The organism is Dietzia sp. MNB45 (assembly GCF_051994785.1).
Taxonomy (GTDB): domain Bacteria; phylum Actinomycetota; class Actinomycetes; order Mycobacteriales; family Mycobacteriaceae; genus Dietzia; species Dietzia kunjamensis.
Genome location: NZ_CP163397.1, coordinates 592,714 through 618,749 on the forward strand (window position 1 = coordinate 592,714; position 26,036 = coordinate 618,749).

General features: G+C 72.9%; 21 protein-coding genes. 11 read left to right on the forward strand and 10 right to left on the reverse strand.

Features of this window, described 5'->3' with window-relative positions:
* Positions 1-138: 138 nt before the first annotated feature.
* The 4 genes from AB5G72_RS02935 to AB5G72_RS02950 all read left to right on the forward strand — a co-directional run bounded on the left by AB5G72_RS02935 (position 139) and on the right by AB5G72_RS02950 (position 4,590).
* A complete protein-coding gene (locus AB5G72_RS02935; protein WP_120284726.1) occupies positions 139-1,305 on the forward strand; it encodes an acyl-CoA dehydrogenase family protein in 1,167 nt (388 codons plus the stop codon).
* Positions 1,302-2,420, forward strand: a complete 1,119-nt coding sequence (locus tag AB5G72_RS02940) for an acyl-CoA dehydrogenase family protein (RefSeq protein ID WP_440220949.1) — start codon at positions 1,302-1,304, stop codon at positions 2,418-2,420. The genes AB5G72_RS02935 and AB5G72_RS02940 overlap by 4 nt, the downstream gene beginning before the upstream one ends.
* Before the next feature lie 3 nt (positions 2,421-2,423).
* Positions 2,424-3,647, forward strand: coding sequence for a CaiB/BaiF CoA transferase family protein (locus AB5G72_RS02945; RefSeq protein WP_120284722.1), 1,224 nt, complete (start codon positions 2,424-2,426; stop codon positions 3,645-3,647).
* A gap of 70 nt (positions 3,648-3,717) precedes the next feature.
* The gene (locus AB5G72_RS02950) at positions 3,718-4,590 is read left to right on the forward strand and encodes a DUF1542 domain-containing protein (protein ID WP_440220950.1); all 873 of its coding nucleotides are present in this window, start codon (positions 3,718-3,720) and stop codon (positions 4,588-4,590) included.
* A gap of 46 nt (positions 4,591-4,636) precedes the next feature.
* Here the strand turns inward: AB5G72_RS02950 and AB5G72_RS02955 are convergent, their stop codons facing one another.
* Positions 4,637-5,482 (reverse strand): HNH endonuclease family protein, encoded by an 846-nt coding sequence (locus tag AB5G72_RS02955; RefSeq protein WP_440220951.1) that lies wholly within the window; start codon positions 5,480-5,482, stop codon positions 4,637-4,639.
* 371 nt (positions 5,483-5,853) lie between these two features.
* Here AB5G72_RS02955 and AB5G72_RS02960 point away from each other — a divergent pair, with 371 nt between their 5' ends.
* The 3 genes from AB5G72_RS02960 (at position 5,854) to AB5G72_RS02970 (ending at position 11,146) form a co-directional block, all read left to right on the forward strand.
* The gene (locus AB5G72_RS02960) at positions 5,854-7,797 is read left to right on the forward strand and encodes a hypothetical protein (RefSeq protein WP_440220952.1); all 1,944 of its coding nucleotides are present in this window, start codon (positions 5,854-5,856) and stop codon (positions 7,795-7,797) included.
* A 131-nt stretch (positions 7,798-7,928) separates the two neighbouring features.
* On the forward strand, positions 7,929-10,115 hold the full coding sequence (locus tag AB5G72_RS02965) for a DUF6541 family protein (protein WP_440220953.1): 2,187 nt from the start codon (positions 7,929-7,931) through the stop codon (positions 10,113-10,115).
* 92 nt (positions 10,116-10,207) lie between these two features.
* Positions 10,208-11,146, forward strand: a complete 939-nt coding sequence (locus AB5G72_RS02970) for an SDR family NAD(P)-dependent oxidoreductase (RefSeq protein ID WP_440220954.1) — start codon at positions 10,208-10,210, stop codon at positions 11,144-11,146.
* 21 nt (positions 11,147-11,167) lie between these two features.
* Here AB5G72_RS02970 and AB5G72_RS02975 read toward each other — a convergent pair whose 3' ends face one another.
* Genes AB5G72_RS02975 through AB5G72_RS02995 form a run of 5 tightly spaced genes read right to left on the reverse strand, consistent with a single transcriptional unit; the run spans position 11,168 to position 15,096 of the window.
* A complete protein-coding gene (locus AB5G72_RS02975) occupies positions 11,168-11,971 on the reverse strand; it encodes a hypothetical protein (protein WP_440220955.1) in 804 nt (267 codons plus the stop codon).
* Between the two features lie 11 nt (positions 11,972-11,982).
* Complete coding sequence (locus AB5G72_RS02980) at positions 11,983-13,611, reverse strand: alpha/beta hydrolase (RefSeq protein ID WP_440220956.1); 1,629 nt, start codon at positions 13,609-13,611, stop codon at positions 11,983-11,985.
* Positions 13,608-13,949 carry a hypothetical protein gene (locus AB5G72_RS02985; RefSeq protein ID WP_440220957.1) on the reverse strand — a complete coding sequence of 114 codons (342 nt, stop codon included), beginning with the start codon at positions 13,947-13,949 and terminating at the stop codon, positions 13,608-13,610. Before AB5G72_RS02985 ends, AB5G72_RS02980 begins: the two co-directional genes overlap by 4 nt.
* Positions 13,950-13,957: 8 nt before the next feature.
* The gene (locus AB5G72_RS02990; protein ID WP_120284708.1) at positions 13,958-14,347 is read right to left on the reverse strand and encodes a DUF2304 domain-containing protein; all 390 of its coding nucleotides are present in this window, start codon (positions 14,345-14,347) and stop codon (positions 13,958-13,960) included.
* The gene (locus AB5G72_RS02995) at positions 14,344-15,096 is read right to left on the reverse strand and encodes a glycosyltransferase family 2 protein (protein WP_407335608.1); all 753 of its coding nucleotides are present in this window, start codon (positions 15,094-15,096) and stop codon (positions 14,344-14,346) included. The genes AB5G72_RS02990 and AB5G72_RS02995 overlap by 4 nt, the downstream gene beginning before the upstream one ends.
* 63 nt (positions 15,097-15,159) lie before the next feature.
* Here AB5G72_RS02995 and AB5G72_RS03000 point away from each other — a divergent pair, with 63 nt between their 5' ends.
* Together AB5G72_RS03000 and AB5G72_RS03005 are read left to right on the forward strand one after the other, a co-directional pair.
* Positions 15,160-16,056 (forward strand): glycosyltransferase family 2 protein, encoded by an 897-nt coding sequence (locus tag AB5G72_RS03000; RefSeq protein WP_067711529.1) that lies wholly within the window; start codon positions 15,160-15,162, stop codon positions 16,054-16,056.
* 15 nt (positions 16,057-16,071) lie between these two features.
* Positions 16,072-16,419 carry a hypothetical protein gene (locus tag AB5G72_RS03005; protein WP_440220958.1) on the forward strand — a complete coding sequence of 116 codons (348 nt, stop codon included), beginning with the start codon at positions 16,072-16,074 and terminating at the stop codon, positions 16,417-16,419.
* Between the two features lie 59 nt (positions 16,420-16,478).
* Here AB5G72_RS03005 and AB5G72_RS03010 read toward each other — a convergent pair whose 3' ends face one another.
* Genes AB5G72_RS03010 through AB5G72_RS03020 form a run of 3 tightly spaced genes read right to left on the reverse strand, consistent with a single transcriptional unit; the run spans position 16,479 to position 21,134 of the window.
* Positions 16,479-18,455, reverse strand: a complete 1,977-nt coding sequence (locus AB5G72_RS03010; RefSeq protein ID WP_440220959.1) for an arabinofuranosyltransferase — start codon at positions 18,453-18,455, stop codon at positions 16,479-16,481.
* Positions 18,452-19,753, reverse strand: a complete 1,302-nt coding sequence (locus tag AB5G72_RS03015) for a polysaccharide biosynthesis protein (RefSeq protein WP_440220960.1) — start codon at positions 19,751-19,753, stop codon at positions 18,452-18,454. The genes AB5G72_RS03010 and AB5G72_RS03015 overlap by 4 nt, the downstream gene beginning before the upstream one ends.
* Complete coding sequence (locus AB5G72_RS03020) at positions 19,731-21,134, reverse strand: M1 family metallopeptidase (RefSeq protein WP_440220961.1); 1,404 nt, start codon at positions 21,132-21,134, stop codon at positions 19,731-19,733. The genes AB5G72_RS03015 and AB5G72_RS03020 overlap by 23 nt, the downstream gene beginning before the upstream one ends.
* 160 nt (positions 21,135-21,294) lie before the next feature.
* Between AB5G72_RS03020 and AB5G72_RS03025 the strand changes: the two genes are divergently transcribed.
* Together AB5G72_RS03025 and AB5G72_RS03030 are read left to right on the forward strand one after the other, a co-directional pair.
* Positions 21,295-21,744 (forward strand): hypothetical protein, encoded by a 450-nt coding sequence (locus tag AB5G72_RS03025; RefSeq protein WP_185951150.1) that lies wholly within the window; start codon positions 21,295-21,297, stop codon positions 21,742-21,744.
* Entirely contained in the window at positions 21,741-22,151 is a 411-nt protein-coding gene (locus tag AB5G72_RS03030) for a winged helix-turn-helix domain-containing protein (RefSeq protein ID WP_240341232.1), read from the forward strand. Before AB5G72_RS03025 ends, AB5G72_RS03030 begins: the two co-directional genes overlap by 4 nt.
* Positions 22,152-22,164: 13 nt before the next feature.
* On the opposite strand, the gene AB5G72_RS03035 is transcribed toward AB5G72_RS03030, so the two are convergent.
* Complete coding sequence (locus AB5G72_RS03035) at positions 22,165-26,013, reverse strand: Pls/PosA family non-ribosomal peptide synthetase (RefSeq protein WP_440220962.1); 3,849 nt, start codon at positions 26,011-26,013, stop codon at positions 22,165-22,167.
* Between the last annotated feature and the right edge of the window lie 23 nt (positions 26,014-26,036).

Consider the following 26,036-nt stretch of genomic DNA (forward strand, 5'->3'; position numbering starts at 1 on the left):
CCGGGCGAATACGAGAGAGCGTAGTGGAATCCCCTATTGCGTAAAAGCGCCGACCGTGCGATTCTCGAACACGTGGTCCGGGTCACCCTTCGGCCCCGATCCGGCAGCCGACACCCCAATCCCCTTCGAGGAGGCCCGATGAGGTCCGCACTCGCACCACCGACCACCCTGGCGTCGGCGGACATGGACGCCCTACGGGCGGAGGTCCGCGACTTCCTCGGCGGCGAGATCGCCGCCGGCCGTCTCACACCGTGGATCGACACCTGGCTGACCCGGTGGGACGAGGACTTCACCCGTCGTCTCGCCGAGCGCGGCTGGGTCGGCATGGCGATCCCCACCGAGTACGGCGGCCGAGGACGCACGCACCTGGAGCGCTTCGTCGTCACCGAGGAACTCCTCGCTGTCGGGGCGCCCGTGGCCGCGCAGTGGGTCGCCGATCGGCAGATCGCCCCCTCGCTCCTGCGGTACGGCACAGAGGAGCAAAAGCGCGAGTACCTGCCGCGCATCGCGGCGGGAGAGTGCTGTTTCGGCATCGGGATGAGTGAACCGGACTCGGGTTCCGATCTGGCCAGTGTGCGGACGAAGGGTGTGAGGGTCGACGGCGGCTGGGCCGTCTCCGGCACCAAGGTGTGGACCTCCGGTGCCCAGCACGCGGAGGCGTTCATCGCCCTCGCCCGCACCGAGCCGCTGGACACCGCCCACCGGCACGCGGGGCTGAGCCAGTTCATCGTCGACCTGCGCAGCGAGGGCGTCACCATCCGCCCGATCGTCTCCCTGTCCGGCGACCACCACTTCAACGAGGTCGTGCTCGACGAGGTGTTCGTCCCCGATGCCCGCGTGTTCGGTTCCCTGGGCCGGGGCTGGGAGCAGGTCAATTCCGAGCTGGCCTTCGAGCGCAGCGGCCCCGAGCGGTTCCTCTCCTCTTTCCGCCTGTTCGCCGCCGAGATCGGCGCGATCGCCGAGGGGACATTGCCCGCCCGCACCGACCTCGGCCGCTCGGTCGCGCGGATGGCGGGGCTTCACGCCCTGAGCCAGAACATCGCCGGGGCGCTGCAGCGCGGCGAGCCCGCCGACAACGCCGCGGCACTGGTCAAGCTCCTCGGAACCACCACCGAGGGCGACATCGTCGACGTGGTCTCCGCCAGGCTCGGCGACGAGTTCGCGCCGGGCGAGGCGGACGCGGCCGCGTCCGAACTCACGGATCTGCTCCGTGCCGGACTCCATCAACGCCCCGGCTTCACGCTGCGCGGCGGGACCAACGAGATTCTGCGCGGCGTGATCGCGCGGGGAATGGGGATGAGATGAACGGGCGCACCGCTTCCGACCGGACCATCGAGGCCGTCGACCTGGCCGTTGACGAGGACCTCGAGTCGATGATGGCGGGTGTCCTGGCGCAGTTCTCCGGGCCCACCGTCGACCCCGACGCGACTGCGGTGTGGCGGGCCCTGTCCGAGGTGGGGATCGGCCGGCTCACCGGCCCGGAGGAGACCGGGGGCAGCGGGGCGGGCTGGGCGGAGGCCGCCACGCTGCTGAGATTGGCCGCCGCCGCCGGGGTCGCGGTCCCGTATGCGGAGACCGACCTCGTCGTCGGGCCGCTGCGCCGCGCGGTCGGCCTGGACGACTCCGCCCCGGGGACGGCGACCCTCGCCGTCCTCGGGTCCGACTCCCGCGCCCGGCGCGTGGCCTGGGCCGGGTCCACCGATTCCGTGCTGTTCGTACGCCGGTCCGCCGCCGACGACGACGGGCGACCCCGCTTCGAGGTCGCGGACATCCCGACCGACCGGGCGGCGGTCACACCCGTCGACGGGACCTCCGCGGTGGCACTGGGCGACCTCAGCGCGCCCGACGACGCCGCGTGGACCCCGGTCGACGCCGCTCCCGTCGAAGCGGCGGTGCTCCGAGGCGCCCTCGCCCGGGCCGTCCAGTCCGTGGGCGCCGCCGAGGGGATGCTCGACGCGGCGATCGCCCACAGCACCGAGCGCAACCAGTTCGGTCGGGCGCTGGCCGAGTTCCAGTCGGTGCAGAACCTCGTCGTCGACATCGCGGCCGAGACCGTCCTCGCCCGCGCGGCGGTCGACCAAGCGGTCGCCGACGCGCTCGACACCGACCTCGGGGGGCCGCTGTCGGGATTCCGCGTGGCCGTGGCCCGCAGCGTGGCCTCGCAGACCGTCGCCGTCGCCGTGCGCAACACCCATCAGGTGCACGGCGCCATCGGCACCACGCACGAGCACACCTTGCACCGCCTCACCCTGCCCGCTCTGCAGTGGCGCGGTGAGTTCGGCTCCGCGGCGTTCTGGGAGAGCCGACTCACCGACGTCGCACTCGCGGGCGGGATGGACGGGGCATGGCCCATGGTCGTCGAGGGCGCTCGGGTCGAGGGTGCGGCCGCCGGTTGGCTCGACCGTGTGACGGGCCCCTGAGTCGTGGCCGCCACGCCGTACGCGGATACGCCGCGGACCGGGGCTCTCACCGACATCCGTGTCGTGGACCTGTCCCGGGTCCTGGCCGGACCTCTGTGTGGTCAGATGCTCGCCGACCACGGTGCTGATGTCGTCAAGGTGGAGCCACCGGGCGGGGACGAGACCCGGGGCTGGGGTCCGCCGTTCGTGCGGGAGGACCACAGCGCCTACTTCGACGGTCTGAACCGCAACAAGCGGAACATCAGCATCGACCTGCGCAGTGAGGAGGGGCAGTCACTCCTGGCGAGGATGCTCGCGGAGGCGGACGTCGTCATCGAGAACTTCAAAGCCGGGACCCTGGAAGCGTGGGGATTCGGCGACGCCGAGCTCGCCGTGCGGTTCCCCCGCCTGGTCCACTGCCGCATCACCGGGTACGGCGTCGACGGTCCGCTGGGCGGCGCACCCGGTTATGACGCCGTCCTCCAGGCGCTGTCGGGGCTCATGAGCATCAACGGGGAGCCCGACGGGCCGGCCATGCGCATTGGTATCCCCCTGGTGGACATCGTCACCAGCCTCAACGCGATGACCGGCATCCTCATGGCGTTGCACGTCAGAGAAACCACCGGGCGCGGGCAGCTCGTCGACCTCGCCCTGCTCGATAACGCCGTGTCGATCCTGCACCCACACGCCGGGAAGTGGTTCGCCACGGGCGAGCCCCCGGCCAGGACAGGCGTCGCCCACCCGACGATCTGCCCCTACGAGACCTTCACCTGCTCAGACGGCCCCTTCTTCATCGGCGCGGGCAACGACGGGCAGTTCCGCTCCCTCGCCGTCGCGCTGGGTGAACGCGCACTGGCCGAGGATCCGCGGTTCCTCACCAACTCGGACCGTCTCGCGCACGCCGGAGAACTCCGGTCGCTCCTCGGGGAGCTCGTCGGCGGCATCGATCGCGCCGACCTGGCGGACCGCCTCCGTTCGGCGGGGGTTCCCTCCGGCGCGGTCAACGATGTGGGGGAGGCGCTCGCGATGCCGCAGGTCATGCATCGGGGCATGGTGGTCGAGCGGGAGGGATACCGCGGTGTCGGGATCCCCGTCACCTTGTCCGACACGCCCGGATCCGTACGCTTCGGACCGCGCCCCCGCGGAGCGGACACCGATGCGGTGCTGGCCGGGTTCGGGATCGGCCCGGCCGAGGTGGCCCGCCTACGGGAGGCGGACGTGGTGAGCGGCGCGGACGACCGTTCCTGACCCCGCCGCACCGCGCGCCACGGGCCGCGATCTCGGTACCCTCGACACCAGTACCGAGAAAGGTCGTGTCGTGGAATTCCTCCTCATCGCCGCAGTGATCGCGGTGGCCGTCGCCGTGGTCTCCCGCAGCCAGAACAAGGGCCAGACCCAGCTGGAGGCGCAGCACAATCACCACCTCGCCGACCACCGGGCCGAGGCGGCCCGATGGGTCGAGCGGCTCGGGGGCCAGGTGTTCAACCTGGATGGCACCGACGAGGCGTCCAAACAGGCCATGGCCGACGCGTCGGAGCGCTACACGGCGGCGGTCTCCGAGTTGGAGAATGCCCGCACCCCGGTACAGGCGCAGCTGGCCAAGGACACCGCGCTGGAGGGTCTGTACTACGTGCGTGCCGCCCGCTCGGCGATGGGCCTGGACCCGGGCCCCGAGCTGCCCAAGACCCCCGGCCAGGACCGCGCCGGCCGCGTGACGGAGGACCGCGAGGTCGAGGTCGAGGGCCGGACCATGAAGGCCGCGACCGATCCGAGCGACGAGACCCCGCACTACTATCCGGGCGGCGTCGTGGCCGGTCGACCGGTCCCCGCCGGCTGGTACTCGGAGCCCTGGTGGGCGTCGGCCCTGACCACGGGCGTGTGGATGATGGGCTCGATGATGATGTTCAACATGATGTTCGCCGGCATGTCGGGCATCGGGTACTCCGGTGAGGACTTCGCGTCCGGGGTCGGCGAGGGCGGCGCCGACGTCAGTGACATGGGCGGCGGCGACGGCGGCGAGGGGTTCTTCGACGGCGGACTCATGGGCGGGGACGGCGGCGATGGCGGAGGCGACGGCGGAGGCTTCTTCGACGGTGGCCTGTTCGGCGGCGACGGCGGGGGAGACGGCGGCGGCGGGTTCTTCGACGGTGGCCTTTTCGGCGGCGACGGCGGCGGCTTCTTCGACTTCTGACCGGGCCGCGGTGCGCCCTGCCCGGTCGCGGTGCGCCGCGGCGGGTTCAGCAGCCGGCCAGGACCCGGTCCATCGCCTCGCGCTCGGCCGGCGTCACCCACAGGCCGTACCGGTCCTTGACCAGCACCTGGCGCGAGACGTACGAACACCGGAACTCGCGACGGGGCGGGAGCCAGGTGGCGGTGTCGCCGTCGCCCTTCTGCTGATTCGCCCACCCGGCCACGGCCAGCAGGTTGAGCGGGTCGTTGGCGAAGTCACGCCGCTGCTCCTCGGTGAGCTGCTGTGCGCCCTTCTGCCACGCGTCCGACATCGCCACCACGTGGTCGATCTGGACCTCCGATGACGTGTCCTGCCCGCGGACGAAGTCGATCCGCTCCCCGGTGTACGGCCCTTCCAGGACGCCGGTGAGGACCACGCAGTCCCGCGTGCCGGGCCGGAAGGTGATGTCCCGGAGGTCGCGCTGGAGGATGTCGTTGCGGGTGTCGCAGCCGTTGCGGCCGAACTCCACGGACACGTCGTCGGTCCACGACTGCCCGAACAGGTCGCGGTCGTACCCCGTCTTGGGCGCCCGGCCCTTGACCTCGAGTTGCGGCAGGGCCCCGCGGGCCGCCGCGACCAGGGGATCTACGGGCTCGCCGGCGTCGGGGTCGACCGGGGGCGCGGGCTCGGCGGGGGGCGCCGGCTGCGCGTCGACGGGCGGGGGCTCCACCGGCGACGACGGCGAGGCGTTCCTCTCCGGGTCGACCGCCGACGTCGCGGGAGTGCCGACCGTGCCCGGAGCGCCGACCGTGCCCGGGGCGCCCTCCTCGGGTTCGGCGCACCAGCCGATCCCGGCCAGCACGGCCACCCCGAGGACGACGGCACCGATTGCACGAGGGGTTCCGGAACTCATGCGGGGCACCCTATCGAGGGCCTCCGACACCCCCGCCCGCGGCCGAGCATCGTCGCAGGCCGGAGCGCACCCACGGGCGCGACTGTGCCCATGATCGTCGTGGCGCCCGTACACCTGCATCGCAGCCGCTCCCCGGGGTGGTGTCTCGCACCCGCTTCGGGGCAGGCGAGACGCCATGTTGACGTGCGGCTGTGGCCCGGGCGTACAGCCGCGCGAGCGAGACGCCAGGCGCGGGAGCGGCTGCGCGGCGATGCGGCGATGCGGCGATGCGGGTCTGCGGGGGCGCAGGCGTAGCGGCCATCGTTCCCGAGCGCCCTGCCGCTCAGGGGAGTGCACGTGCGCTCCCGCCGGGCCGACTAGCGTGGCCCGCGATGCCCCCCGCCACGTCCAGCCGCCGACCCGCCCCGGGCACGCCCGACGACCGCACCCCGGGCACGCCCGACGTTCCCGCGCGGGCCCGGCCGACGAATCGCGGTCGGCTCGTCCTGGCGGCCTGCGCGCTGGTGGTGGTGGCGGCCACGGCGGTGCGCACCTGGGTCGCCGCGGCGGGCTGGTTCTACTGGGACGATCTCCTCCTGCACGGCAGGGCGGCCGCGCAGGCGTTCCCGGATCCCGCGTTCCTGTTCGCGGACCACGACGGTCACCTCATGCCCGGCGCGATGGCCCTGACCTGGGTCGCGGCGCACGTCGCGCCGCTGGACTTCCGCGTGCCGCTGGTACAGATCGCGCTGCTCCAGCTGGTCGCGGGCGCCGCGCTCGCCCGGATGCTGTGGGTCCTGCTGGCGGGCCGGGCGATCCTGCTGGTCCCACTCGTGGCCACGCTCGCGATCCCGCTCGGCCTGCCGTCGGCCACGTGGTGGGCGGCCGCCCTCAACGCGCTGCCGCTCGCCGCCGCGATGGCGTGGACGGTGGCGTCGATAATCCTGCTCGCCCGCTCGGGTCGCCGACGCCATGCCGTGGGTGCCGCGGTGGCCACGGCTCTGGGGTTGCTGTTCGTCGAGAAGGCGCTCATCATCCCGGTGGTGGCCGCGGCGGTGCTGCTGGGGTCGTGGTGGACGGGCGGCGGAACACGCAGTGAGCTGCGGGCCCTGTGGCGTCGGACCCGCTGGGCCTGGTCGGCACTGGCCGCGATCGTCGTGGTGTGGGGGGCGGTGTTCCTCGTCGTCGTCGGCCGTCTCGGGGGAGGATCGTCGGGCGGGTTCCCGGCCGGGACCGAGGGCGGGGACGACACCGGCGGCACCGGCGCCGGGAGCCCGGGGCCCGGATTCGTCGACCTTGTGGACCACACCTACCGGCTGACGGTCGTGCCGACGCTGGGCGGGGGACCGTGGAGCTGGGAGCGCTGGCACCCGGGACCCCCGATGGCAGACCCGTCGACGATGGCCGTCGTCGTGGGCGCCCTGGCGGTCGCGGCGGTCCTGGCGTGGTCCGTTCTCACCCGGCGGCGCACCGGTGCGATCTGGGTGGCCGCTGCGCTGTACCCGATGGTGACGGTGGTCCTGGTCGCGGTGGGGCGCACCGGCCCGGACACCGCGACGGAGATCGTGCAGACCCTCCGGTACCACTCCGAACTGCCGGTGGTGCTGGCTGCGGCCGCCGCTCTGGCGATCGCCGCACCGCGCCTGCCGGACGCCGCGCCCGAGGGGGACCCCGCACCGCGGATCGGCCGCGCGGGGATCTGGTTGCCGATGGCGGGCGCGCTCGGCCTGGCCGCGCTGCTCGCCTCCTCCGCCGTCTCGACCGTCTCGTACCGCCAGGTGTGGTCGGAGCAGCCGTCCCGCGACTACACCGAGCCGCTGCTCGCGGCGCTGCGCGAGCGCACCGAGCCCCTGCTCGACAAGGAGGTCCCGCTCGAGGTGCTGCTCCCCCTGACGACGCCCGCCAACCGGCTGTCCGCGCTGCTCGCCGGGGTGCCGGGGGTCCCGGCGGTGGGGGCGTGGACCCGCGACCCGGTGGCGATCGACGCGCACGGGGCGCTGCATCCCGCCGACGTGGTCCCGGGCCGCACCATCCCGCAGGGGCCGGCGCCCGGCTGCGGCCACCGGGTCGGTCCGGACGGCGCCCGGATCGCCCTGGACGGGCCGCTGATCGGGCGCGACTGGGTGGTGCGGCTCCACCTCCTCGCGGACGCGGACGGTCACGTCGTGGTCCGCCTCGACGACGGCGACGAGGTGACGGCCCCCGTCCAGGCCGGGCCGGGGACGGTGTACGTCCGCCTCGAGGGCGGGGGGACGGGCCTGACCGTCTCCCCGGGCGGGGGCGCCTCCCAGCTGTGCGTGGGCAGCGGACCGGTCGGCGTGCTGGTGCCGCGCTGAGGTTTCACGGTCCGGTGGACCATAATGGGCGGGTCGGACGGCGGGGCCGCGGACGCCGAGAGGGACACGGACAGGGCCACGGACACGGGCAGGACTAGGAACGGAGGCGGGTCATCGACATCGCGTTGGTCATGATGACCCTCACCGCGCTCCTGGTGGTGCCCGGCGCGATCGTGGGCGCCGCCGCGCAACTGCCCCTGCGTCTCGCGCTGGGCACGTCGATCCCGGTCTCGTTCGGGATCGCCGCGATCGCCGGCTACGTCTACGGCCGGGTCGGGGTGCCGTGGTCGCTCGGCGCCTACGTGGTCGCCACGGCCGCGACCGCCGCGGTGGTCGGCGTGGTGGGGCTGCTGATCACCGGGGCGACATGGGTGTGGCGACGACGACGACGAGGCCGCGACGCCACGCCGGCGGACGGGCGACGCCGTCGCCGGCGCCGCCGAACCGGTCGGGTCGGCCGACTCCGCAGGGTTCGCGGGACCGCCGGGGTCGAGCGCCCCGGCGGGGTGGACGGTCGGCCCGGGCGGCGCTCGTGGTGGTGGCTGCTGCCGGGCGCGGCGATCCTGGCGAGCGCCTGGCTGATCGGCCAGATGATCCTCACCGAACTCTCGGCGACCCCCGGCGGCACGGCGAACATCTTCCAGGGCTGGGACGCCCACTGGCACGCCAACTACATCCGCTTCATCCATGACCTCGGCGTGGCGTCGCCCGACCTCGCCGGGGAGCTGCGTTACCCGGAGAACGGTGCGACGCTCTACTACCCGAGCACGTGGCACTCGATCGCCGCCCTGGTCATGGGCCTGCGCGGGATCGGCGCCGTCGAGACGTACAACCTCGTGCAGATCGGCAGCGTCGCGCTCGTGTTCCCGCTGGGCGTGGCGGCGTTGGCGTGGCTGATCACCCACCGCCGGTTCTCCCGGCCCGTGGTGGCCACCTCGGCGGCCGTGGCCGCGATGGCCACCCCGCTGTTCCCGGGTCTGCCGTTCGTCGAGGTGATGGTGGCCGCCACCCCGTCGGCCGTGGCCAACGGTATGGCCGGTCTGGGGGCCGCGGTCGTGGTGGCGGCCCTGGCCGATCGGCGGTTCATCCCCGCCGCCGCGCTCGGGCTGGTCGGTATCGGCGGCGTCCATCCGTCGGCCATGGTCACCGCGGCCGTGTTCGTGCTGTTCTGGTGGCTGTTCGACGGGCTGTGGCGGCCGGTCCGCGGCCGCGTGCGCGACTTCGTGGTGTTGGCCGGTATCGGGCTGGCCGGGGTGCTCACCTTGTTGCCGCAGGTGCTCACGGTGTCCGAGGAGGCCGACGACATCTCGGCCTTCGAGTTCCAGATCGACGCCGACCGCGCCGCCACCTGGGGCAAGGCGGTAGCCCTGCAGGTGCGTCATGTGGAGGACTGGGGCGTGCGGTGGGTGCTGTTGTCCCTGGCCGCGCTGGGCCTGGTGGTGATGCTGCGCCGCAAGGTGTTCTGGCCGCTGCTGCTGTGGGGCGGGCTGCTGGTGGTGTGCGTCAACTCGATGAGCGTGTTCGGCAACTGGACCGGCGGTGTGCTCCGCGGGATCGGCAGCATCTACTACAACGACCCCCGCCGGATCGGGGTGGTGCTGGCCGTGGTCGTGGCCGCGGCGGTGGGTGTGGGCGTCGGGGCGACCGTCCAGGCGCTGGCGGGATGGTTGGGCAGGCTGGTCGATCCCCTCACCGACCCGGACGGTGGCGGCGTCCGGCTCGCCCGGGTGGCCGTGGCGCTGGCCGCCCTGGTGGGGGTGGGGTCCTGGGTGGTGCAGGCCTCGCCCGAGTACGCGGTCGCGGCCGGGGTGAATCAGCGGTGGAACCGCATGGTCGACGAGCACGACCTGCGCGCCTTCCGCTGGTTGTCCGAGCAGCCGCAGGCCTACTCGGGTCTCATCTACACCAATCCCGACGAGGGCTCGGGCTGGATGTACGCCACTGACGGGTTGCCCTCGACCTCGCGGCACTACCTGCAACCCGGTGCGACGGCCCCGCTGACCACCTATCTGTTCTCCCGGATGGACGAGGCCGGGGTGAACCCCCGGGTCGACCGCGCGTTGGCGGAGCTCGGTGTGACGTACGTGTACGTGAGCCCGCCCAACTACTGGGGGTTCCAGAAGCCCAACGAGCACCTGTTGCGCCTCGACGGCACGCCCGGCCTGGCCAAGGTGTACGCCGAGTCGCAGGTGCGGATCTACGCGGTGCGGGGCGCGTTCACCGACGCCGAACTGGCGCAGATAGTGGAGGACTCCCCGTTCCCGCCCGAGCGGCGGTCCCCGCTCACCCGGGCGACCGGGACATACGGGCCGGAGTGACCTCGCCACCGGTCCCACGGTCGTATCCTGTGCACGGGCCTGAAGGTGAGGGAGCCGCGGCGGTGTCGTCGCAGACGAGGGGAGGGCATCACATGCGCGCGTTGGTGACGGGAGGGGCCGGGTTCATCGGGTCGACCCTGGTGGACAGGCTGCTCGGTGAGGGCCATGACGTGACCGTGGTGGACAACCTGTCCCGCGGTCGGCTCGAGAACCTCGCGGCGGCCCGTGAGGCCGGTGACCGGTTCGAGTTCCGCGAGCTCGACCTGACCGACCCCGCCATCGAGGACGTGGTGGCCGCCGCCCGGCCCGAGGTCATCTTCCACCTGGCCGCGCAGATCGACGTGCGGCTGTCGGTGGAGGATCCGGTCCACGACGCCCAGGTCAACGTCGTCGGCACCGTCCGGCTGGCCGAGGCGGCCCGCAAGGTCGGGGTGCGCAGGATCGTCTTCACCTCCTCAGGCGGGTCCATCTACGGGCCCGTGACCGAGCTGCCCGTCGCGGAGACCCGACCGGTGGACCCGCTGAGCCCGTACGCCGCCGGGAAGGTGGCCGGGGAGATCTACCTGGAGATGTTCTCGCGCCTGTACGGGATCGAGTGGGCGGGCGTGGCGCCGGCGAACGTGTACGGGCCGCGGCAGGACCCGCACGGCGAGGCCGGGGTGGTGGCGATCTTCTCCCAGCGGTTGCTGGCCGGTCAGCCCACGCGCGTGTTCGGCGACGGAGGCAACACGCGCGACTATGTGTTCGTCGACGACGTGGTGGACGTCTTCGTCCGCGCCGCCGAGGTCCCGGCCGCGGCGGGGCTGCGCTTCAACGTGGGCACCGGCGTGGAGACCACCGACCGTGGGCTGCACACCCTGGTCGCCGAGGCCGCGGGAGCGACGGATGATCCCGAGTACGCTCCCGCCCGCCTGGGGGATGTCGCCCGCTCGGCCCTCGACGCCGAGCGCGCCGCCGAGGTGCTCGGCTGGACGCCGCGGGTGACGATCCGCGAGGGCGTCGCCCGGACGGTCGACTACTTCCGCGACTGACGTCCTTCAGCGACTGACGCGCTAGTTCTCGTCGGCGCCGGCGGTGCCGTCCCCGCCAGCGTCGCCGTCGGCGCGAGCAGTTCCGTCCTCACCCGCGTCGCCGTCGGCCCCGGCGGCGCCGGCGGTCCCGACCGCGTCGGCGCCCACGGCAGCGGCGCCGACGGTGTCCTGCTGCGGGGCGAAGTTCGGCCGGGGCAGGAACGGGCGGAGCAGGTCCGGGAATCCGGGCGCGGGCCGGGCGCCGTCGGGCGCGGTGACCTCGAGTTCTCCCTCGCCCTGACCGGCGTCGTCCGCGCCGCCCGTGGCGTCACCCGTGGCGTCACCCGCGGTGCCGCCCTCGGCTCCGCCACCGGCGACACCGTCGCCCTCCGCGGGCGCCGCCGGCGCAGCGGGCGCCACCGGGGCGGGGGCTGCGGGCGCGACCGGGACAACCGGCGCCTGACGGACCGGCTGGACGGCGGCGGCCCGCGGAACCGGCGCGACGGTCGGCACGCTGGTCACGGGGGCCACCGGGGCGACCGCCTGTTCGGCCCGGTCGTCGGCGGGCTCGGTCTCCTCGGAGACCTCGGCCGACTCCTCGCTGGTGGGTTCCGCGGTGCTCGACTCGGTGCTGGTCTCCGAGGCCGTGCTCGCGATCGGCTCGGCGGTGGGCCCGGTGGTCTGCGCGGATTCGACCTGCGCGCGGGCCCGCTCGACGGCCTCGGCGCTGCGGTGGGAGTCGTACCAGAGGCCGGCGGAGATCAACCCGACCGACAGGACGCCCAGGGCGCCCATCCCCACGGTGGTGAGAGACGGTGGGGTGAACCGGGTGTCGAGCGAAGCCATGGGCCCCAGTATCAGACAGCGTCCGTGGGAACGCCAACCTCTTCCCTCGCCGCGCGCGTCGCCGGAGGGACCGTCGTCAGTCGCTCGGGCCCCTCCCAGAGCACGGCCGCCTCGCCGTAGGGGTCCTGATCGCGACGGAGCAACAGGCCCACGGCATGTCGGCGCAGGACGGGCAGGACGCGCCCCTCCTGACCGCGGTCCACGCCGGTGTGGCGCGCCCGGATCCGCCGTTCCCGCCACAGGGGCACCTGTCCGCCGAGCATCACGGCGAGCATCGCCCGGAACGCCCCGCAGTCCCGGTCGAACACGCCGCCGTGACCGCGCGTGCCGTAGACGGGCGTGCCGTCGGCGAAGTAGCCGGTGTCGAGTCGGACGGCGCCGCCGCCCAGGTCGGAGTGGGACCAGCGCTGTCGCAGGCCGAACCGGATCTGCAGCAGCTCCACGGGGTCGCCGGGTGCGGTGAGGGAGTACCTGCGTACCGGTCCGGGGGCGCGCCAGTCCGACGGCCCCGCGACGCCCACCCCGAGATCGGGCGACTCGGCGTAGATCACCCGGTCGGCGCGCAGGCCGAGCCGTTCGGCGGTGCCCACGATCCGCCCGCCGTACGAGTGCCCCACCACGGTCAGTGCCGCACCGGGGCATTCGATCTCCATGACCCGGTCCACCTCACGACAGAAGCGGACCAGGCGCGGCGCCATGGCGTCGGCGAACCGGGGATCGCCGGCATCGGCCATGATGTCCTGCGGGAACTCGCCGTCGAGGAACGTCACCACGGCCAGTCGCCCGCCGCCGGACTCTACGAGGTCCACGGCGACGTCGGTGTTGACGTGGGACATGTCCAGGTTGGTGCCGGTGCCGGGCACGTACACCGCCACCGCCTCGATGTCCGGGCCGAGCTCGCCCACCACCTCGATCATCCGCCCACCGCGGCGCGGTGAGAACGCCGGGAAGGAACGACGACGACGACGAGCATCACGCCGCGCCATCGTCTCCAGACGCCCGATGCGCGGACTCCACGGCGTACCCGCCAGCTGTTCGCGGTGGAGCGCGGCGCGCACGGCCACCGCGTTGGCGCGGGCCCGCACCGGCCAGGGCACGCCGTACGTCCCGCCCACGGCCTCGGTCTCGGCCAGCGCGAGGAGTCGCCGGTCGGCGACGGGCATGTGCTCGATCGTCGCGTACACATCGGAGGGGTCGGCAGGATCGGGTTCGGCCGGGTCCGGGTCCCAGGCGGCGACGGTCGCGGCGGTGTCGAGGCCGCCGGATCCGTCCGTCCCACCCGCCGCGACCCCGGCGAGCCTGGCCAGGTCGGCCAGCGCGTTGTCCGCCGCCCGGTCCAGCGTCGCCCTCAGGGCCGCGCGCCCGGGCTCGGGAAGCGGGTCCGGCCCGTCGAGGTCGTCCCAGGAGTCCTCGGCGAGCTCGACCAGCCGGTACACGCCCGCCAGGATCTCGGTCAGGCCGCGGGCCTCGCCGCCGACGGCGTCGGCCAGCGCGTCCAGGGCGGGGGAGCGGGTCGTGGAGGTGAGGAGCGCGTCGCGCGCGGTCGCCAGGGCATCCCGCGCCGAGACGAGGCCGGCGGCCAGGTCGAGTAACCGGATCACCCGGGCCGGCGGCGGGGTCTCCGGCAGTGCGCCGGTCACCGCGGCCGCCGGAACGGCTGGGTGTCGGCGACCGCCCGGGCCGCGTCGCCAGCCGGCGCCTCGGACAGCGTGCCGTCCGCGAGACCGTCGGTCAGCTCGAGCAGGCGCGCGATCCGATCGGAGGCGGGGCGCAGGAGGGCGCGGACCTCGTCGTCGTCGTCGATCCGGGCGAGACCCCCGCGCGCCCCGGCGTACACACCGGCGGCGTCACCCACCCTGCTCGTTCCGGGCTGGTCACCGGCATGGAGGACCGCGTCGAGTCGTCCGCGCGCCAGCTTGAGGCGGCGTCGCAGGCGCGCGGCCTCGCCGCGGACGTCCTCGTTCGCGCCCTCGTCCACGGCTGCGGTCAGGACCGCATCGGGTCGTCGTCGTCCGGGGCCGGCTTCATGACCACCGCGTCGACCTTGTCATCGGGCCGCACCGCGTGCTGCAACGCGATCGTCCGCGCCAGGCGCGAGTACCGCAGTTCCTGCTCGCGGAAACGAACGTAGGTGGACACCGTCACGAACGCGAAGCCCATGACCAGCGCGTACAGCACCAGGTCCGTGCCGCGCTGCACCCCGAGCGCGTTGGCGACCACGGTGAGGTCGTCGGGGCGGATCACGGCGTACACCATGAACACGACGAACAGCACGAAGCCGATCTTCACGCCGGCCTTCGCACGCGCCTTGCGGCGGTTGGCCAGGAAGAACACGACCAGCGCGGCGCCGGCCAGCAGGAGCAGGACCTTGATCATCGGGGCAGCCTCTTTCCCACGAACCCGTCGGAGAGGATGTTGATGCCGTTGAGCAGCGACTGGCCCTTGGACATCGAGTACTCGGTGTAGAGGATGTCGACCGGCTGCTCGGCCACCCGCCAGCCGCGGCTGTCCATGAGCTCCACGAATTCGCTGGCGTGGCTCATCCCGTTCATCCGGAGGTTGAGGTCCTCCGCGACGCGACGGTTGAACACGCGCAGACCGTTGTGGGCGTCGGTCAGGCCCAGTCGGCGGGTGCGGGGGCTGAGCAGCACGACCGTGCGCAGGACGAGCCGCTTGATCAGCGGCACCTGGTCGTCGTCGCGGCGGGGGCGCCCGAAGCGCGTGCCCACGACGATGTCCACCGGCTCGGACCGCAGCCGTCCCACCATGGCCAGCACGTCCTTGACCTGGTGCTGCCCGTCGGCGTCGAAGGTGACGAAGTAGCGGGCCCCCGGCTGGGCGCGGGCGTACTCCACACCGGTCTGGATGGCCGCGCCCTGGCCCAGGTTCACCGGATGGCGGACCAGGTGCGCACCCGCGCGGTGGATCGCCGCGGCCGAGTTGTCCGCCGACCCGTCGTCCACCGCCACGATGTTGGGGAACGTCCCACGCGCCGAACGCAGCACCTCCTCGATCACGGTGCCCTCGTTGAAGCAGGGGACGATCAGCCACACGTCGTGGTTACCGACGGTCGAATCTCCGCCCGCCACACTCGGCCCCGTATCCCGCACGCTGTCACTGCTCATCGGAGGTCGATACTATGCGACCGGACGGACAATCCGGTGACGAGAAGGACGGCGGTTCCCCTGATGGCCATCGACGTGATGCTCCCCTACTACGGGGACGTCGACCACTTCAAGAAGGCCGTGGACAGTGTCCTGGCGCAGAGCTACCGCGATTTCCGGTTGGTCGTGGTGGACGACGGCTACCCGGATCCGGAGCCGGCCCGCTACATGGGCGAGATCACCGCGCGCGACGAGCGGGTGACCTACGAGAAGAACGAGACCAACCTCGGCGCCAACGGCAACTACCGCAAATGCGTGGACATGGTCACCGCGCCGACCGTGGTGATCATGGGCGCCGACGACATCATGCTGCCCAACTACCTGCAGGTCGTGGCAGACGGGTTCGCCGCCGTGCCGGACGCCGCCGTGATGGAGGTGGGGGTCAGCGTCATCGACGAGCACGGCGCGCCCGTCCGGGGGCTGTCCGACTCGGTGAAGGCGTTCACCCAGCCCAAGGCGCAGGGCCGCACCGTGCTGCACGGCGAGAAGCTCATGACCTCGCTCATGCACGGCAACTGGACCTACTTCCCGTCGCTGGCGTGGAACTCCGAGTGGGTCAAGCGGATCGGGTTCCGTGAGGGTCTGGACGTGGTGCAGGACCTCGCGCTGCTGGTTGACGTCATCACCGGGGGCGGCCACATGATCTACGACCCCACGCTGGCGTTCCTCTACCGCCGGCACTCGGCGTCGGACTCGTCGGTCCGCGCCCTCGACGGTCGGCGGTTCGACGAGGAGGCCCGCTTCTTCGCCGGTGAGGCCGACGCGTTCGCCGCCCGCGGCTGGAAGAGCGCCGAGCGTGCCGCGCGCCTGCACGTCACCTCGCGGCTCAACGCGCTGTCGCTGATCCCGACCGCGGCCAGGGCTGGCAAGCTGACCGAGGGCGGCAAGAAGCTGCTCGGGCACACGTTCCGCAAGTTCTGACGAGGCGCGTGGCGCGTGATCCCCGAGACGTGGATCCCGCACCGTCGCGACGACGGCGAGGTGGTCGGCTGGGTCGACACGACGGTCGCCGAGCCGGCCCTCGTGCCGATCGACAGGCTGGGCCGGCCGATGAGCCCGGTCGACGAGTGGCACGAGGCGGAGGCCGCGCTCGACGGTGTCGGCCTGCGCTTCCTCATGGACCGGTACGTCGTCCACGACGACGGGCGTGACACCGAGGTCCGCATCGCCCACGTCTACGACGACCGCATCGTGCTGACCACTGCGCTCACCCACGCGGTGGAGGACGTGGGTCGCGAGATCGTCGTGCCGTTCCCGGCGCAGGCATCGCTGCGGAGGGCATAGCGACTCTCTGCTGCCGGGGCCCGGGTGGGCCCGTGCTCCCCGGCGCGCCCGCCGGGGCCTCAGCGTCGCACGATCACCATCCGTTCCCCGACTTCCCGGACGTCGAAGCGGGCGGGATCGTCGAACTGCCGCGGCCGGAAGACGATCTCCTCGCGCGCGTTGTTCTGGACCCGGGGCATCTGGTTGACGATCGCGGGGAAAACCCAGCGGCGGGACCCCTCGCGGGTGAGGACCAGAACGTCGGGGCTGCGGAACTCACTCGAGTCCAGCGCGGCGGTCAGCTCTCCGGGGGTCTCGGTGTCCGCCCAGCTCCGGATCTCGTCGAGGCGCTCCTCGTACCGGCCGGCCGGCGTGGCGTACGCCTGGGCCGGCGCCTGGAACGAGAAGTACGGCCGGTAGGCGTAGAGGGTCGGATCCGAGGTCAGCAGGACGAGGTCCGAGGGTGCCCGGTCGCCGGTCATGTCGTCCACAGCGTCCAGCACGTCGCGGGGGACCGCGGGGAACGCGCGGGCTTCGGCGGCGAACTCCGCATCCTCCCCGGAGACGTGCTGCACCATCTGGACGGCAGCGAGGCCCGCGACCACCACCGCCGCGGCGGTGACGCGGCCACGGGACCGGTCGGGAGAGGTCCGCACGGCCCACCGGGCCAGCGTCAGCGCGCCGACCACGCCCGCCAGGGCGAGGACGAGGGTGATGATCGGGATCATCCGGAACGGCAGCAGCGTGCTGCCGGTGACCGCCCGCAGCCCCGAGAGCACGTACCACCCGAGGACGGTCACCGCCGTGAGGCCCAGGGCCTGTGCGAGGACGAGCCGTCGATCGGCCGGGGGGAGAGCGCCGTCGGCGTCGGTGTCGGCGACGTGGTCCGTGTCGTGCTCGGTGCCGATCCGCGTTCGCAACGTCGCCGCCGCGCGCTCGGAGGCCCGGCCGGCTCCGTCGGGCCAGACGGTGACGACCAGCCACACCACGCCGATCAGGCACAGTAGCCCGACGGCGGACACCTCGAGCATCGGCAGCGGCCACCGCGAGGCGATCTCGGGCGCGAAGTCGTTGGCCACCGAGGGTTCGGTGTCCGCGCCGCCGAGGGCGGCCAGCAGGAATCGGTGCCAGAACAACAGTGCGATCGCCGCGGAGATCGCCGCCATGGCGGCCAGGCGGCCGAGCAGGGCGAGGACCACCGCACGATCGGTGCGGTATCGCCAGGAATGGATGACGACGACGAGGCCCACCAGCAGCGCCGCGACACCCGCGATGAGGGTGTAGCCCAGCGCAGCCCAGCCGAGGTACAGGCCGGTCGTCGCGACCAGCGGCCACGTGGGTCCGCGGCTCGTCCGGGATCCGGCTGCGGCGGCCACCCGTGCGCAGAGGAGGAACGTCGCCACGACGACCTGCGGGAGCAGGCAGATGAGGATCCACGAGTAGGGCTCGTAGGCGTTGGTGTGCCCGCCGATGACCGAGGTGACGAGACCGAACACGACGGCAAGCCGCGCGGGGACGAGCCATCGCCAGGCCACGAACGCGATCGCGCCGGCGATGGCCATGGTGACGATGGCGTACGGCTTGTAGAACTCCCAGCCGTCGATGCCCGTGATCCGGGACAGCTGCCCGCCCACCCAGAACCACTGTGGCGGGTAGAAGGGCGCGGCGTCGGCGTAGAAGGGGTCGGCGAGGGCGGGGGAGTCGGCGAAGCGGGTGACGTAGGCGACGCGGTTGAGCTGGTCGCCGCCGAGGCCGAACAGGTAGTGCGGCGTGCCGTTCAGCAGCAGTCCGAGGTGGGAGGAGGCCAGGAAAGCCGGCCCGGCGGTTCCGAGCAGCCACAGGGCCCGGCCGCCAGTGGCCCTGCGCAGCAACAGCCACCCGGCGAGGATGACGACCCCCGCGGCGAGGGTCGCGCCGAAGGTCTCGGGCAGCCAGCTGGGTTCGACGAACGGCAGCGCGTCGACTCCCTCGAACGTGAGGGCACCGACCACGGCCGCGACCAAGAGGGCGGCGAGGAATTCGCCGCCCCGGCGGGCGAGCAGACGGACGTCGGTCATGCGTCGGTTTCCGGGTGGCGCGCGGTCACGGCCAAGCCGGTGACGTGGACCGCGACCCCGATGCCGGGGCCGGCGAGGAGCGCGATCGCGGCGCGCACGTCGAGTGGTCCGGGCACGGCGACGAGAAGCGCCGCCGCGGCGACGACCGCGACCCACCACCCGGCGTTGTAGAGCAGGTGGCGGTCGAAGGCCAGCGCCGCGTTGCCCGTCACCATCAGGGCGGCGGTGCCCACGGACGCGGCGGTGAGGGCGGCCAGTACCGCACCGGGCAGTTCGAAATCGCCTCCGAACAACACGCGGATCAGCCACGGGCCGACCAGCCACGCGGCCCCCGCTCCCACGATCCCCACCGCCGTCACCAGGCCGAGCGGGGCGGCCAGCGACCGCGGTCCGCGGGCGCGGCGCTGGACGAAGTAGACGATGATCGCGCTCTGGAAACTGGTGAGCGGCACGAGCAACGGCGCGCGGGTCAGAGTGATGGCGAGGATCACCGCGCCGACGAGTGGGGCCGGATCGTCCGCGCGGACGGTGGCGGTGACGAACAGCGGGAACCCGGTCACCAAGGCCGAGGTGCCGGCGGAGGCGAGCATGGCTGCCCCGGTGTTGCGCCAGAAGCGCCGGCGACCGGCGTCGACGGCGGAGGCCAGCGCGTCGCGGGTGGCGGGGGACAGGGCGATGAGCAGCGCCCACGTGACGGCGCCTGCGACCGTGGCCACGGCGAATCCGAGACCGGCGTCGCCGAGCCACCACGCGACGCCCGCCACGGCCAGGCGCACCGCCGCGTCGACGGTGAGCAGGACCGCGTACAGGCCCCAGCGTTCGGTTCCCGACAGGGCGCCCGCGGTGGCGGCCTGGAGGGTGAAGCCGAGGATGCCGAACGCCATGACGGCGACGCCGACGCCGGAGAACGTGGGCAGGCCCAGCGCGGGCCAGGCCGGCGCGCTCACGGCCACCGCGGCCGCGAGGACCAGGCCCAGCGTGAGCCCGGCCGGCAGCAACCGGACCGCCGACCGCGGCGGCCGCGCGCCGACCGTGCCGGTCCCACCCCCGCGGGCCGAGCGGACGGCGCGGGTGACCTCCTGCATCAGCCCGTTGGCGACGCCGCCGAGGGCGAAGAACGCTCCCCAGTAGGTGGCGAACAGCGGATAGTCGGCCGGGCCGAGCGCGCGGCCGGCCACCAGCATCACCAGGTACCCGGAGGCCGCGGCGAACAGGGTCGCCAGCGTCAGTGCCCGCATCCCGCCCGCGGCCGACCGGCCGGTGGTGGGTGTCGGCTCAGTGGCTGCCGGTGTCGTCATCGGGCATACCGAGGGTCGGCGGCAGGGGCTCGGAGAACAGCCAGGCGTTCCACAGCGGCCGCAGGTCGACGGGGGAGTGGTCGGCGGCCAGGTGGAGGAAGTCGTCGGTGGTGACGGTCCTGCCGGAGTACGTCGCGACCCACGCGCGGAGGAGATCGAAGAAGCGGTCGTCGCCGATCGTCAGGCGCAGCGCGTGCAGGGTCAGGGCGCCGCGCTTGTAGACACGGTCGTCGAACATGTCCTCGGGTCCGGGGTCCGACAGGAGGAGGTCCTGCGGGGAGTTCTGCAGCTTGGAGTAGTAGCGCAGGGCGTGACTTCCGGCGTCGGCGCCGCCGGAGAACTCGGTCCACAGCCACTCGGCGTAGCAGGCGAACCCCTCGTGCAGCCAGATGTGCTTCCACTCGGCGATGGTGACGGCGTTGCCGAACCACTGGTGGGCCAGCTCGTGGGCGATGAGTCGCTCGTCCGAGTCCGGCCGGCCCGCGGCTTCACACGTGTTGCGTCCGAACGTCGACATGCCCATCGCCTCGAGCGGGATCTCGAGTTCGTCGTCGGTCACCACGACCTTGTAGCTGTCGAACGGGTACGGGCCGAAGAGATCGGAGAACACGGTGATCATCTCGAGTTGCCGGGCGAAGGCCTCCCGGAATCCCCGCTTGAGGTCGGCGGGGACGAAGGCGTGGAACGGCACCGGCCCGTCGGTGGACTCGAGGTGGTCGTACTGACCGAGGTTGACGGTGACCAGGTAGGGGGAGGTGGGGTGCGGGAGGTCGAAGTCCCAGGCGGTCGTGCTGCCACTGCGCTTCTTGCCGACCAGCGTGCCGGTGACGACGGCGCGGTACGGCGAGTCGGTGGTGAGCCTGATGCGGAACGGGGCCTTCGCCGAGGGGTGGTCGTCGCAGGGGAACCAGCTGGCGGCACCGTTGGGCTGGCCCGCGACGAGGACCCCGTCGGTCAGTTCCTCCCAGCCCACCTCGCCCCACGGCCCGCGGATCGGCTTCGGGTTGCCGGAGTAGCGGATGGTCAGGGTGAACGCGGATCCCACGGCGAGCGGTTCGGCGGGGGTGATCGAGAGCTTGCCGCGGGGCCGGGTGTAGCGGGCGACGCGGTCTCCGTCGAGAAGGACCTTGGACACGGTCAGGTGTGGGGAGAGGTCGAGCCGGATCGTCTCCAGCGGCTCGGTGGCGGTCGCGGTGATCACCGCCTCGCCACGGAGGTTGTTGGGGCTCACCTTGTAGCTCAGGCCCAGCTCGTAGCGCGTGACGCGATATCCGTGGTTGCCCGCGCCGGGCAGGTAGGGGTCGACCGGATCGGCGCCCGACGGCGTGCGTGGGGACGCGATCCTGGCGACGAGGTCTGACTTCACTGCCTTCAATTCCATGACCTGCGCGAGTCTAGAGGACCCGCGTCCGGCGACGCCCTTCTCGACGCGAGACGTGGCCGATCCCGAGAAAGTTGTTGCCAAACTGGAAAGTAATTGCCTACTATCAAGACTACTCCGCGGCGGAAACTCCCCCGGGGCACCGACGGAAGGCAGACCCATGGACCCGCAGAACTCCAGCACCGGCGAGGTCGATCGAGCGGAGGCCGCCCGCATGCTCGCCGAGGCCGAGGGACGCCCACCGGTCAGCTCCCGGCACGACGCCCGCCTGTTCGCGGCGTTCGCCGCGGCCATCTCGCTTCTGATGGGGATCGGGACAGTCGCGCTCATGTTCTCCAACTGGGCGCTCGTGCCGTACGTACTGCTGCTCTTCGTGGCGATCTTCTGGCAGCGACGTGCGATCAAGGCGGGCCCCCGCGGATCGGGACGGACCTACACGTGGGGCGTCGCGGGATCGGGGGTGATGATCCTCGTCGTCGTCACCGGCCTCAACGTCATCCGCACCACGATCGGGCTCACCGCCTGGTGGTACCTCCTCGGGGTTCTGTTGGTCGCCCTGCCCGGCCTGGTGGCCGCCGCGATCATCGACCGGCGGGGATCCGAGCGGTGAGCGGAGAGAAGATGGGCGGCGAGACGACGGGCGGTCATATGACGGGCGACGAGACGACGACGAGCACCCCGGCTGCATCGGGGGGCTCCGCCCCGGGGGCGGGCGGCGGATCGGGAGGGCACGCCCGCCACCGGTTGGACGAGGTCATCCACGCGCCCGTCCGCTTCTCCATTGTCGCGGCCCTGGCCGGCGTCGACTACGCGGACTTCGCCACCATCCGCGACGCGGTCGAGGTCACCGACTCGACACTGTCCAAGCAGGCATCGGTGCTGGAGAAAGCCGGATACGTCAAGGTCAGCAAGGGGTACGTCGGCAAGCGACCGCGGACGTGGTTGTCGCTCACCCGCGACGGACGCAGGGCCTACGAGTCCCACCTGGCGGCGCTGCGGGCCATCGCCGGCGGCTGACCCGCCCACCGGTTCACCCTCGCCAGGGTGCGATCGGATTGCCCTGCCAGCGGGTGCCGGGCGGGATGCGGTCGCCGCGCATCACCAGCGAGGCCGGGCCGACGGTCGAGCCGTCACCGATCGACGACGCCGGCAGCGCGACGCAGTGGCACCCCAGCGTGGCGCCGGCCTCGATCGTCACCCGGTCGATCTGCATGATGCGGTCGTGGAACAGGTGGGTCTGGACCACGCACCCGCGGTTGATGGTGGCGCCGTCCCCGAGGGAGATCAGGTCCGCCTCGGGCAGCCAGTACGACTCGCACCACACGCCTCGGCCGATCCGTGAGCCCAGCAGGCGCAGCATCGCGTTCATCACCGGTGTGCCCGACGCGGGCCGGGCCATCCACGGCGCGGCGAGCAACTCGATGAACGAGTCGGCGACTTCGTTGCGCCACACGAACGACGACCACAGCGGCTGCTCGCCCGCGCGGATCCGGCCCACGAGGATCCACTTGGCCAGCGCGGCGACCACCAGGGCGACCAGACCCGCGTAGGCGAGCGTCAGCCCGGAGGTCAGTGCCGCCACGCCGAAGCCCCACTCCAGGTGGATCTCCTGCATCACCACCAGGACACTGACCAGGAGCAGGAACGACATCCAGACGGGGACCAGTCGCAGGGTCTCCCACGCCGCCCGGGCGACCTTGAGGCGTCGCGGCGGCTGGTAGGTGCGGACGTCGTCGGTGTCGGCGACGGCGCGAGGCAGTTTCTGCGGCGGCGACCCCAGCCACGACGTGCCCTTCTTGGCCTTCTGCGGGGCGGACGAGAGCACGGCGACCAGGCCGCGCGCGGGCACCTTCCGCCCGGCGGAGGCGATCCCGGAGTTGCCGAGGAAGGCGCGCTTGCCGACCTGGGCGTGCTCCAGACGCATCCATCCGGAGCCCAGTTCGTACGGTGCGACCATGGTGTCGTCGGCGAGGAACGCCCCGTCGCGGACGGTGGTGAGCGCGGGGATGAGCAGCACGGTCGAGGCCTCGACGTCCTTGCCGATCCTGGCTCCCAGCAGGCGCAGCCAGACCGGGGTGAGCATGGACGCGTAGAGCGGGTAGAGCCAGTTCCGGGCGGCGTCCATGAGGCGTTCGCTGCACCAGGCCTGCCAGGCGATCCGCGAGTGGACCGGGTGGAAGCCGGGGTCCAGGCCGATCGACAGCAGCCTCACCGCCCCGAGGGTGGCCGCGGCGAAGAGTGCGAGCGCGAGGAGGGTGGCGGGGACCGACCACAGTGCGGCGAGCAGGACCATCTCGCCCGGGCTGCCCGCGCCGCGGGCTCCCCAGGCCACCAGCGCGAGGCCGGCGAGCAGGGCCGCCAGCGGCATCGCACCGAGCGCGACGGCGGAGAACTGGTAGACCAGGCTCCAGAGCCGGTTGTGGGGCGCGGGCTCGGCCGGCCAACTCGATCCGCGCTTGCCGCGCTTGAGCGCGGGCGAGCCTGCGTAGCGCTTACCGGCCTTGACCGTGCCGACCACCGCGGACCCGATCTCCACGTGGGCCCCGCGGCCCACCACCGCGCCGGGCAGCAGGGTGGACCGGGCGCCCACCACCGCGTTCTCGCCGATCTCCACGGAGCCCACGTGCACGAGGTCGCCGTCGATCCAGTACCCGGCCAGGTCCACCTCGGGTTCGATCGAGGCCCCGTCGCCCACCCGGAGCAGGCCGGTGACCGGTGGGAGGGTGTGCATGTCCACACCGTGTCCGATCTGCGCCCCCAGCAACCGGGCGAAGTGGGTGAGCCACCCGGCACCCTCGAGGTTGGCGGCCCCGGAGACCTCGACCAACCGCTCGGCGGCCCAGATCCGCAGGTGCACCGACCCCGCCCGTGGGTACGTCCCCGGCGCCACGCCGGCGGTGAGCACCCGGCACAGGCCGGCGGTGACCAGCATGCGGCCGGCGGGCAGCAGGAGCAGAGCCACCATGATCCCGAGCACCCACCACGACACCGGCCGCGCCCAGGGCAGCCCGAGGCCGACGGCGACGTTGTTGGCGATACCCACCCAGGTGAGCCACTGCAAGCCGGTCAGGGTGAGCAGCGGGATCGTGGCGAGCATCTGCAGGAGCTGCGCGCCGCGGCCGACGGGTCGGACGTGTCGCGGTTCGACCTCGGCCTCGGGCTCGAGCTCGTCCAGGAACCCGGCGAAGTCGCCCAGGCGTGAGCGGTCGTAGATGTCGCCGACGGTTACCGCGGGGAAGCGCTCCCGGACGCGGGCCACCACGTGCGCGGCGGCGAGCGAGCCGCCCCCGAGGGCGAAGAAGTCCTCGTCGACCCCGGAGACGTCGGCTCCGAGGGCGGCCGACCACAGTTCGGCGACCCACGCCTCGATACCGTCGAGTTCGGACTCGGCGGCCGACGTCTGGGCCAGCGGCCACGGCAGGGCGGCGCGGTCGACCTTGCCGGAGGTGCGGGTCGGCAGCTCGTCGACCAGGGCCAGGCGCGGGACCACGCCGGCGGGCAGGTGCTCGCGCAGGCGCCCGGCCGCGTCGGCGAGGTCGAAGCGGCCGGGGTCCTCGGCGACGAGGTAGGCCACGAGCACGGGCTGGCCGGCGTCGGTCTTCTTCACCGCGGCGGCGCCGGCGCTGACCCCGGGCAGGGCGGACACGGCGGTGTCGACCTCCCCCAGCTCGAGACGGCGGCCGCCGATCTTGACCTGGTCGTCGACGCGGCCGTTGAAGTACAGGCCGTCGGCCTCGAGTCGGACCACGTCGCCGGAGCGGTAGGCGCGCTCCCAGCCCAGGGTCTGCATGGGCGCGTACTTCTCGGCGTCCTTCTCGGGGTCCAGGTATCGCGCCAGGCCGACTCCGCCGATCACCAGCTCGCCGGACTCCCCGTAGCCCACCGGATCGCCCGCCGCATCGACCACCGCGAGGTCCCAGCCGTCCAGCGGCAGCCCGATCGACACCTCACCGACGCCGTCCAGCCGGACCGCGCAGGCGACGACGGTCGCCTCGGTGGGGCCGTAGGTGTTCCACACCTCGCGCGCCTCGCCGACCAGGCGTTCGGCCAGCTCGGGCGGGCACGCCTCGCCGCCGAGGATCACCATCCGGATGTCGCGGAGCATCGAATCGGGCCACATCGAGGCCAGGGTCGGCACCGTGGAGATGACGGTGATCCGCCGATCCCGCAACCACGGGCCGAGGTCGAGGCCGGACTTGACGACCGAGCGCGGCGCGGGCACGAGGCACGCCCCGTGGGCCCAGGCCAGCCACATCTCCTCGCAGGAGGCGTCGAACGCCACGGACAGCCCCGCCAGGACCCGGTCGCCGGGGCCCAGCGGCGCGCCGGTGAGGAAGAGCCGGGACTCGGCGTCGACGAACGCCGCGGCGCTGCGATGCGTCACGGCCACACCCTTGGGCAGGCCGGTGGTCCCGGAGGTGAAGATGATCCAGCAGTCGTCGTCCACCGTCGGGCCGCGGTGTCGCGAGGGTGCGGTGGTGCGGCCGGGATCGGTGACGAGCATGCCGTCGGCGGTGTAGACGGCCGCGACCTGCGCCTGACCGAACACCAGCTCGGCGCGCTCGGCGGGGTCGTCCACGTCGACGGGCACGTACGCCGCGCCGGCGGCGAGGGTGCTGAGGATTGCCAGGTAGAGGTCCGCGGAGCCCGAGGGCATGTGGATGCCGACCCGGTCGCCGGCGACGACGCCCTGGTCGTGCATCCACCGGGCGGAGGTGTGGATCGTCCGCGCCACCTCGTCGTAGCTCAGGACGCGGGTGCCGTCGTCGATGCACGGCGCGTCCGGGTGGCGGGTCGCCGCGGCGTCGAACACGTCGAGGAGTGTCCGGGGTTCCGCGGCGTGTGAACTGCGAAGATACTGCGCGGGAATGGTGGCCACCCGCGGATCGTATCCCGCGTAGG

Bases quoted from the DNA above. Each gene is read 5' to 3' on its own strand.
- AB5G72_RS02935 (WP_120284726.1), top strand. From the start codon at position 139: ATGAGGTCCGCACTCGCACCACCGACCACCCTGGCGTCGGCGGACATG.
- AB5G72_RS02940 (WP_440220949.1), top strand. From the start codon at position 1,302: ATGAACGGGCGCACCGCTTCCGACCGGACCATCGAGGCCGTCGACCTG.
- AB5G72_RS02955 (WP_440220951.1), bottom strand. From the start codon at position 5,482: ATGAGTTCCGGAACCCCTCGTGCAATCGGTGCCGTCGTCCTCGGGGTG.
- AB5G72_RS02960 (WP_440220952.1), top strand. From the start codon at position 5,854: ATGCCCCCCGCCACGTCCAGCCGCCGACCCGCCCCGGGCACGCCCGAC.
- AB5G72_RS02965 (WP_440220953.1), top strand. From the start codon at position 7,929: ATGATGACCCTCACCGCGCTCCTGGTGGTGCCCGGCGCGATCGTGGGC.
- AB5G72_RS02970 (WP_440220954.1), top strand. From the start codon at position 10,208: ATGCGCGCGTTGGTGACGGGAGGGGCCGGGTTCATCGGGTCGACCCTG.
- AB5G72_RS02975 (WP_440220955.1), bottom strand. From the start codon at position 11,971: ATGGCTTCGCTCGACACCCGGTTCACCCCACCGTCTCTCACCACCGTG.
- AB5G72_RS02990 (WP_120284708.1), bottom strand. From the start codon at position 14,347: ATGATCAAGGTCCTGCTCCTGCTGGCCGGCGCCGCGCTGGTCGTGTTC.
- AB5G72_RS02995 (WP_407335608.1), bottom strand. From the start codon at position 15,096: ATGAGCAGTGACAGCGTGCGGGATACGGGGCCGAGTGTGGCGGGCGGA.
- AB5G72_RS03000 (WP_067711529.1), top strand. From the start codon at position 15,160: ATGGCCATCGACGTGATGCTCCCCTACTACGGGGACGTCGACCACTTC.
- AB5G72_RS03010 (WP_440220959.1), bottom strand. From the start codon at position 18,455: ATGACCGACGTCCGTCTGCTCGCCCGCCGGGGCGGCGAATTCCTCGCC.
- AB5G72_RS03015 (WP_440220960.1), bottom strand. From the start codon at position 19,753: ATGACGACACCGGCAGCCACTGAGCCGACACCCACCACCGGCCGGTCG.
- AB5G72_RS03020 (WP_440220961.1), bottom strand. From the start codon at position 21,134: ATGGAATTGAAGGCAGTGAAGTCAGACCTCGTCGCCAGGATCGCGTCC.
- AB5G72_RS03025 (WP_185951150.1), top strand. From the start codon at position 21,295: ATGGACCCGCAGAACTCCAGCACCGGCGAGGTCGATCGAGCGGAGGCC.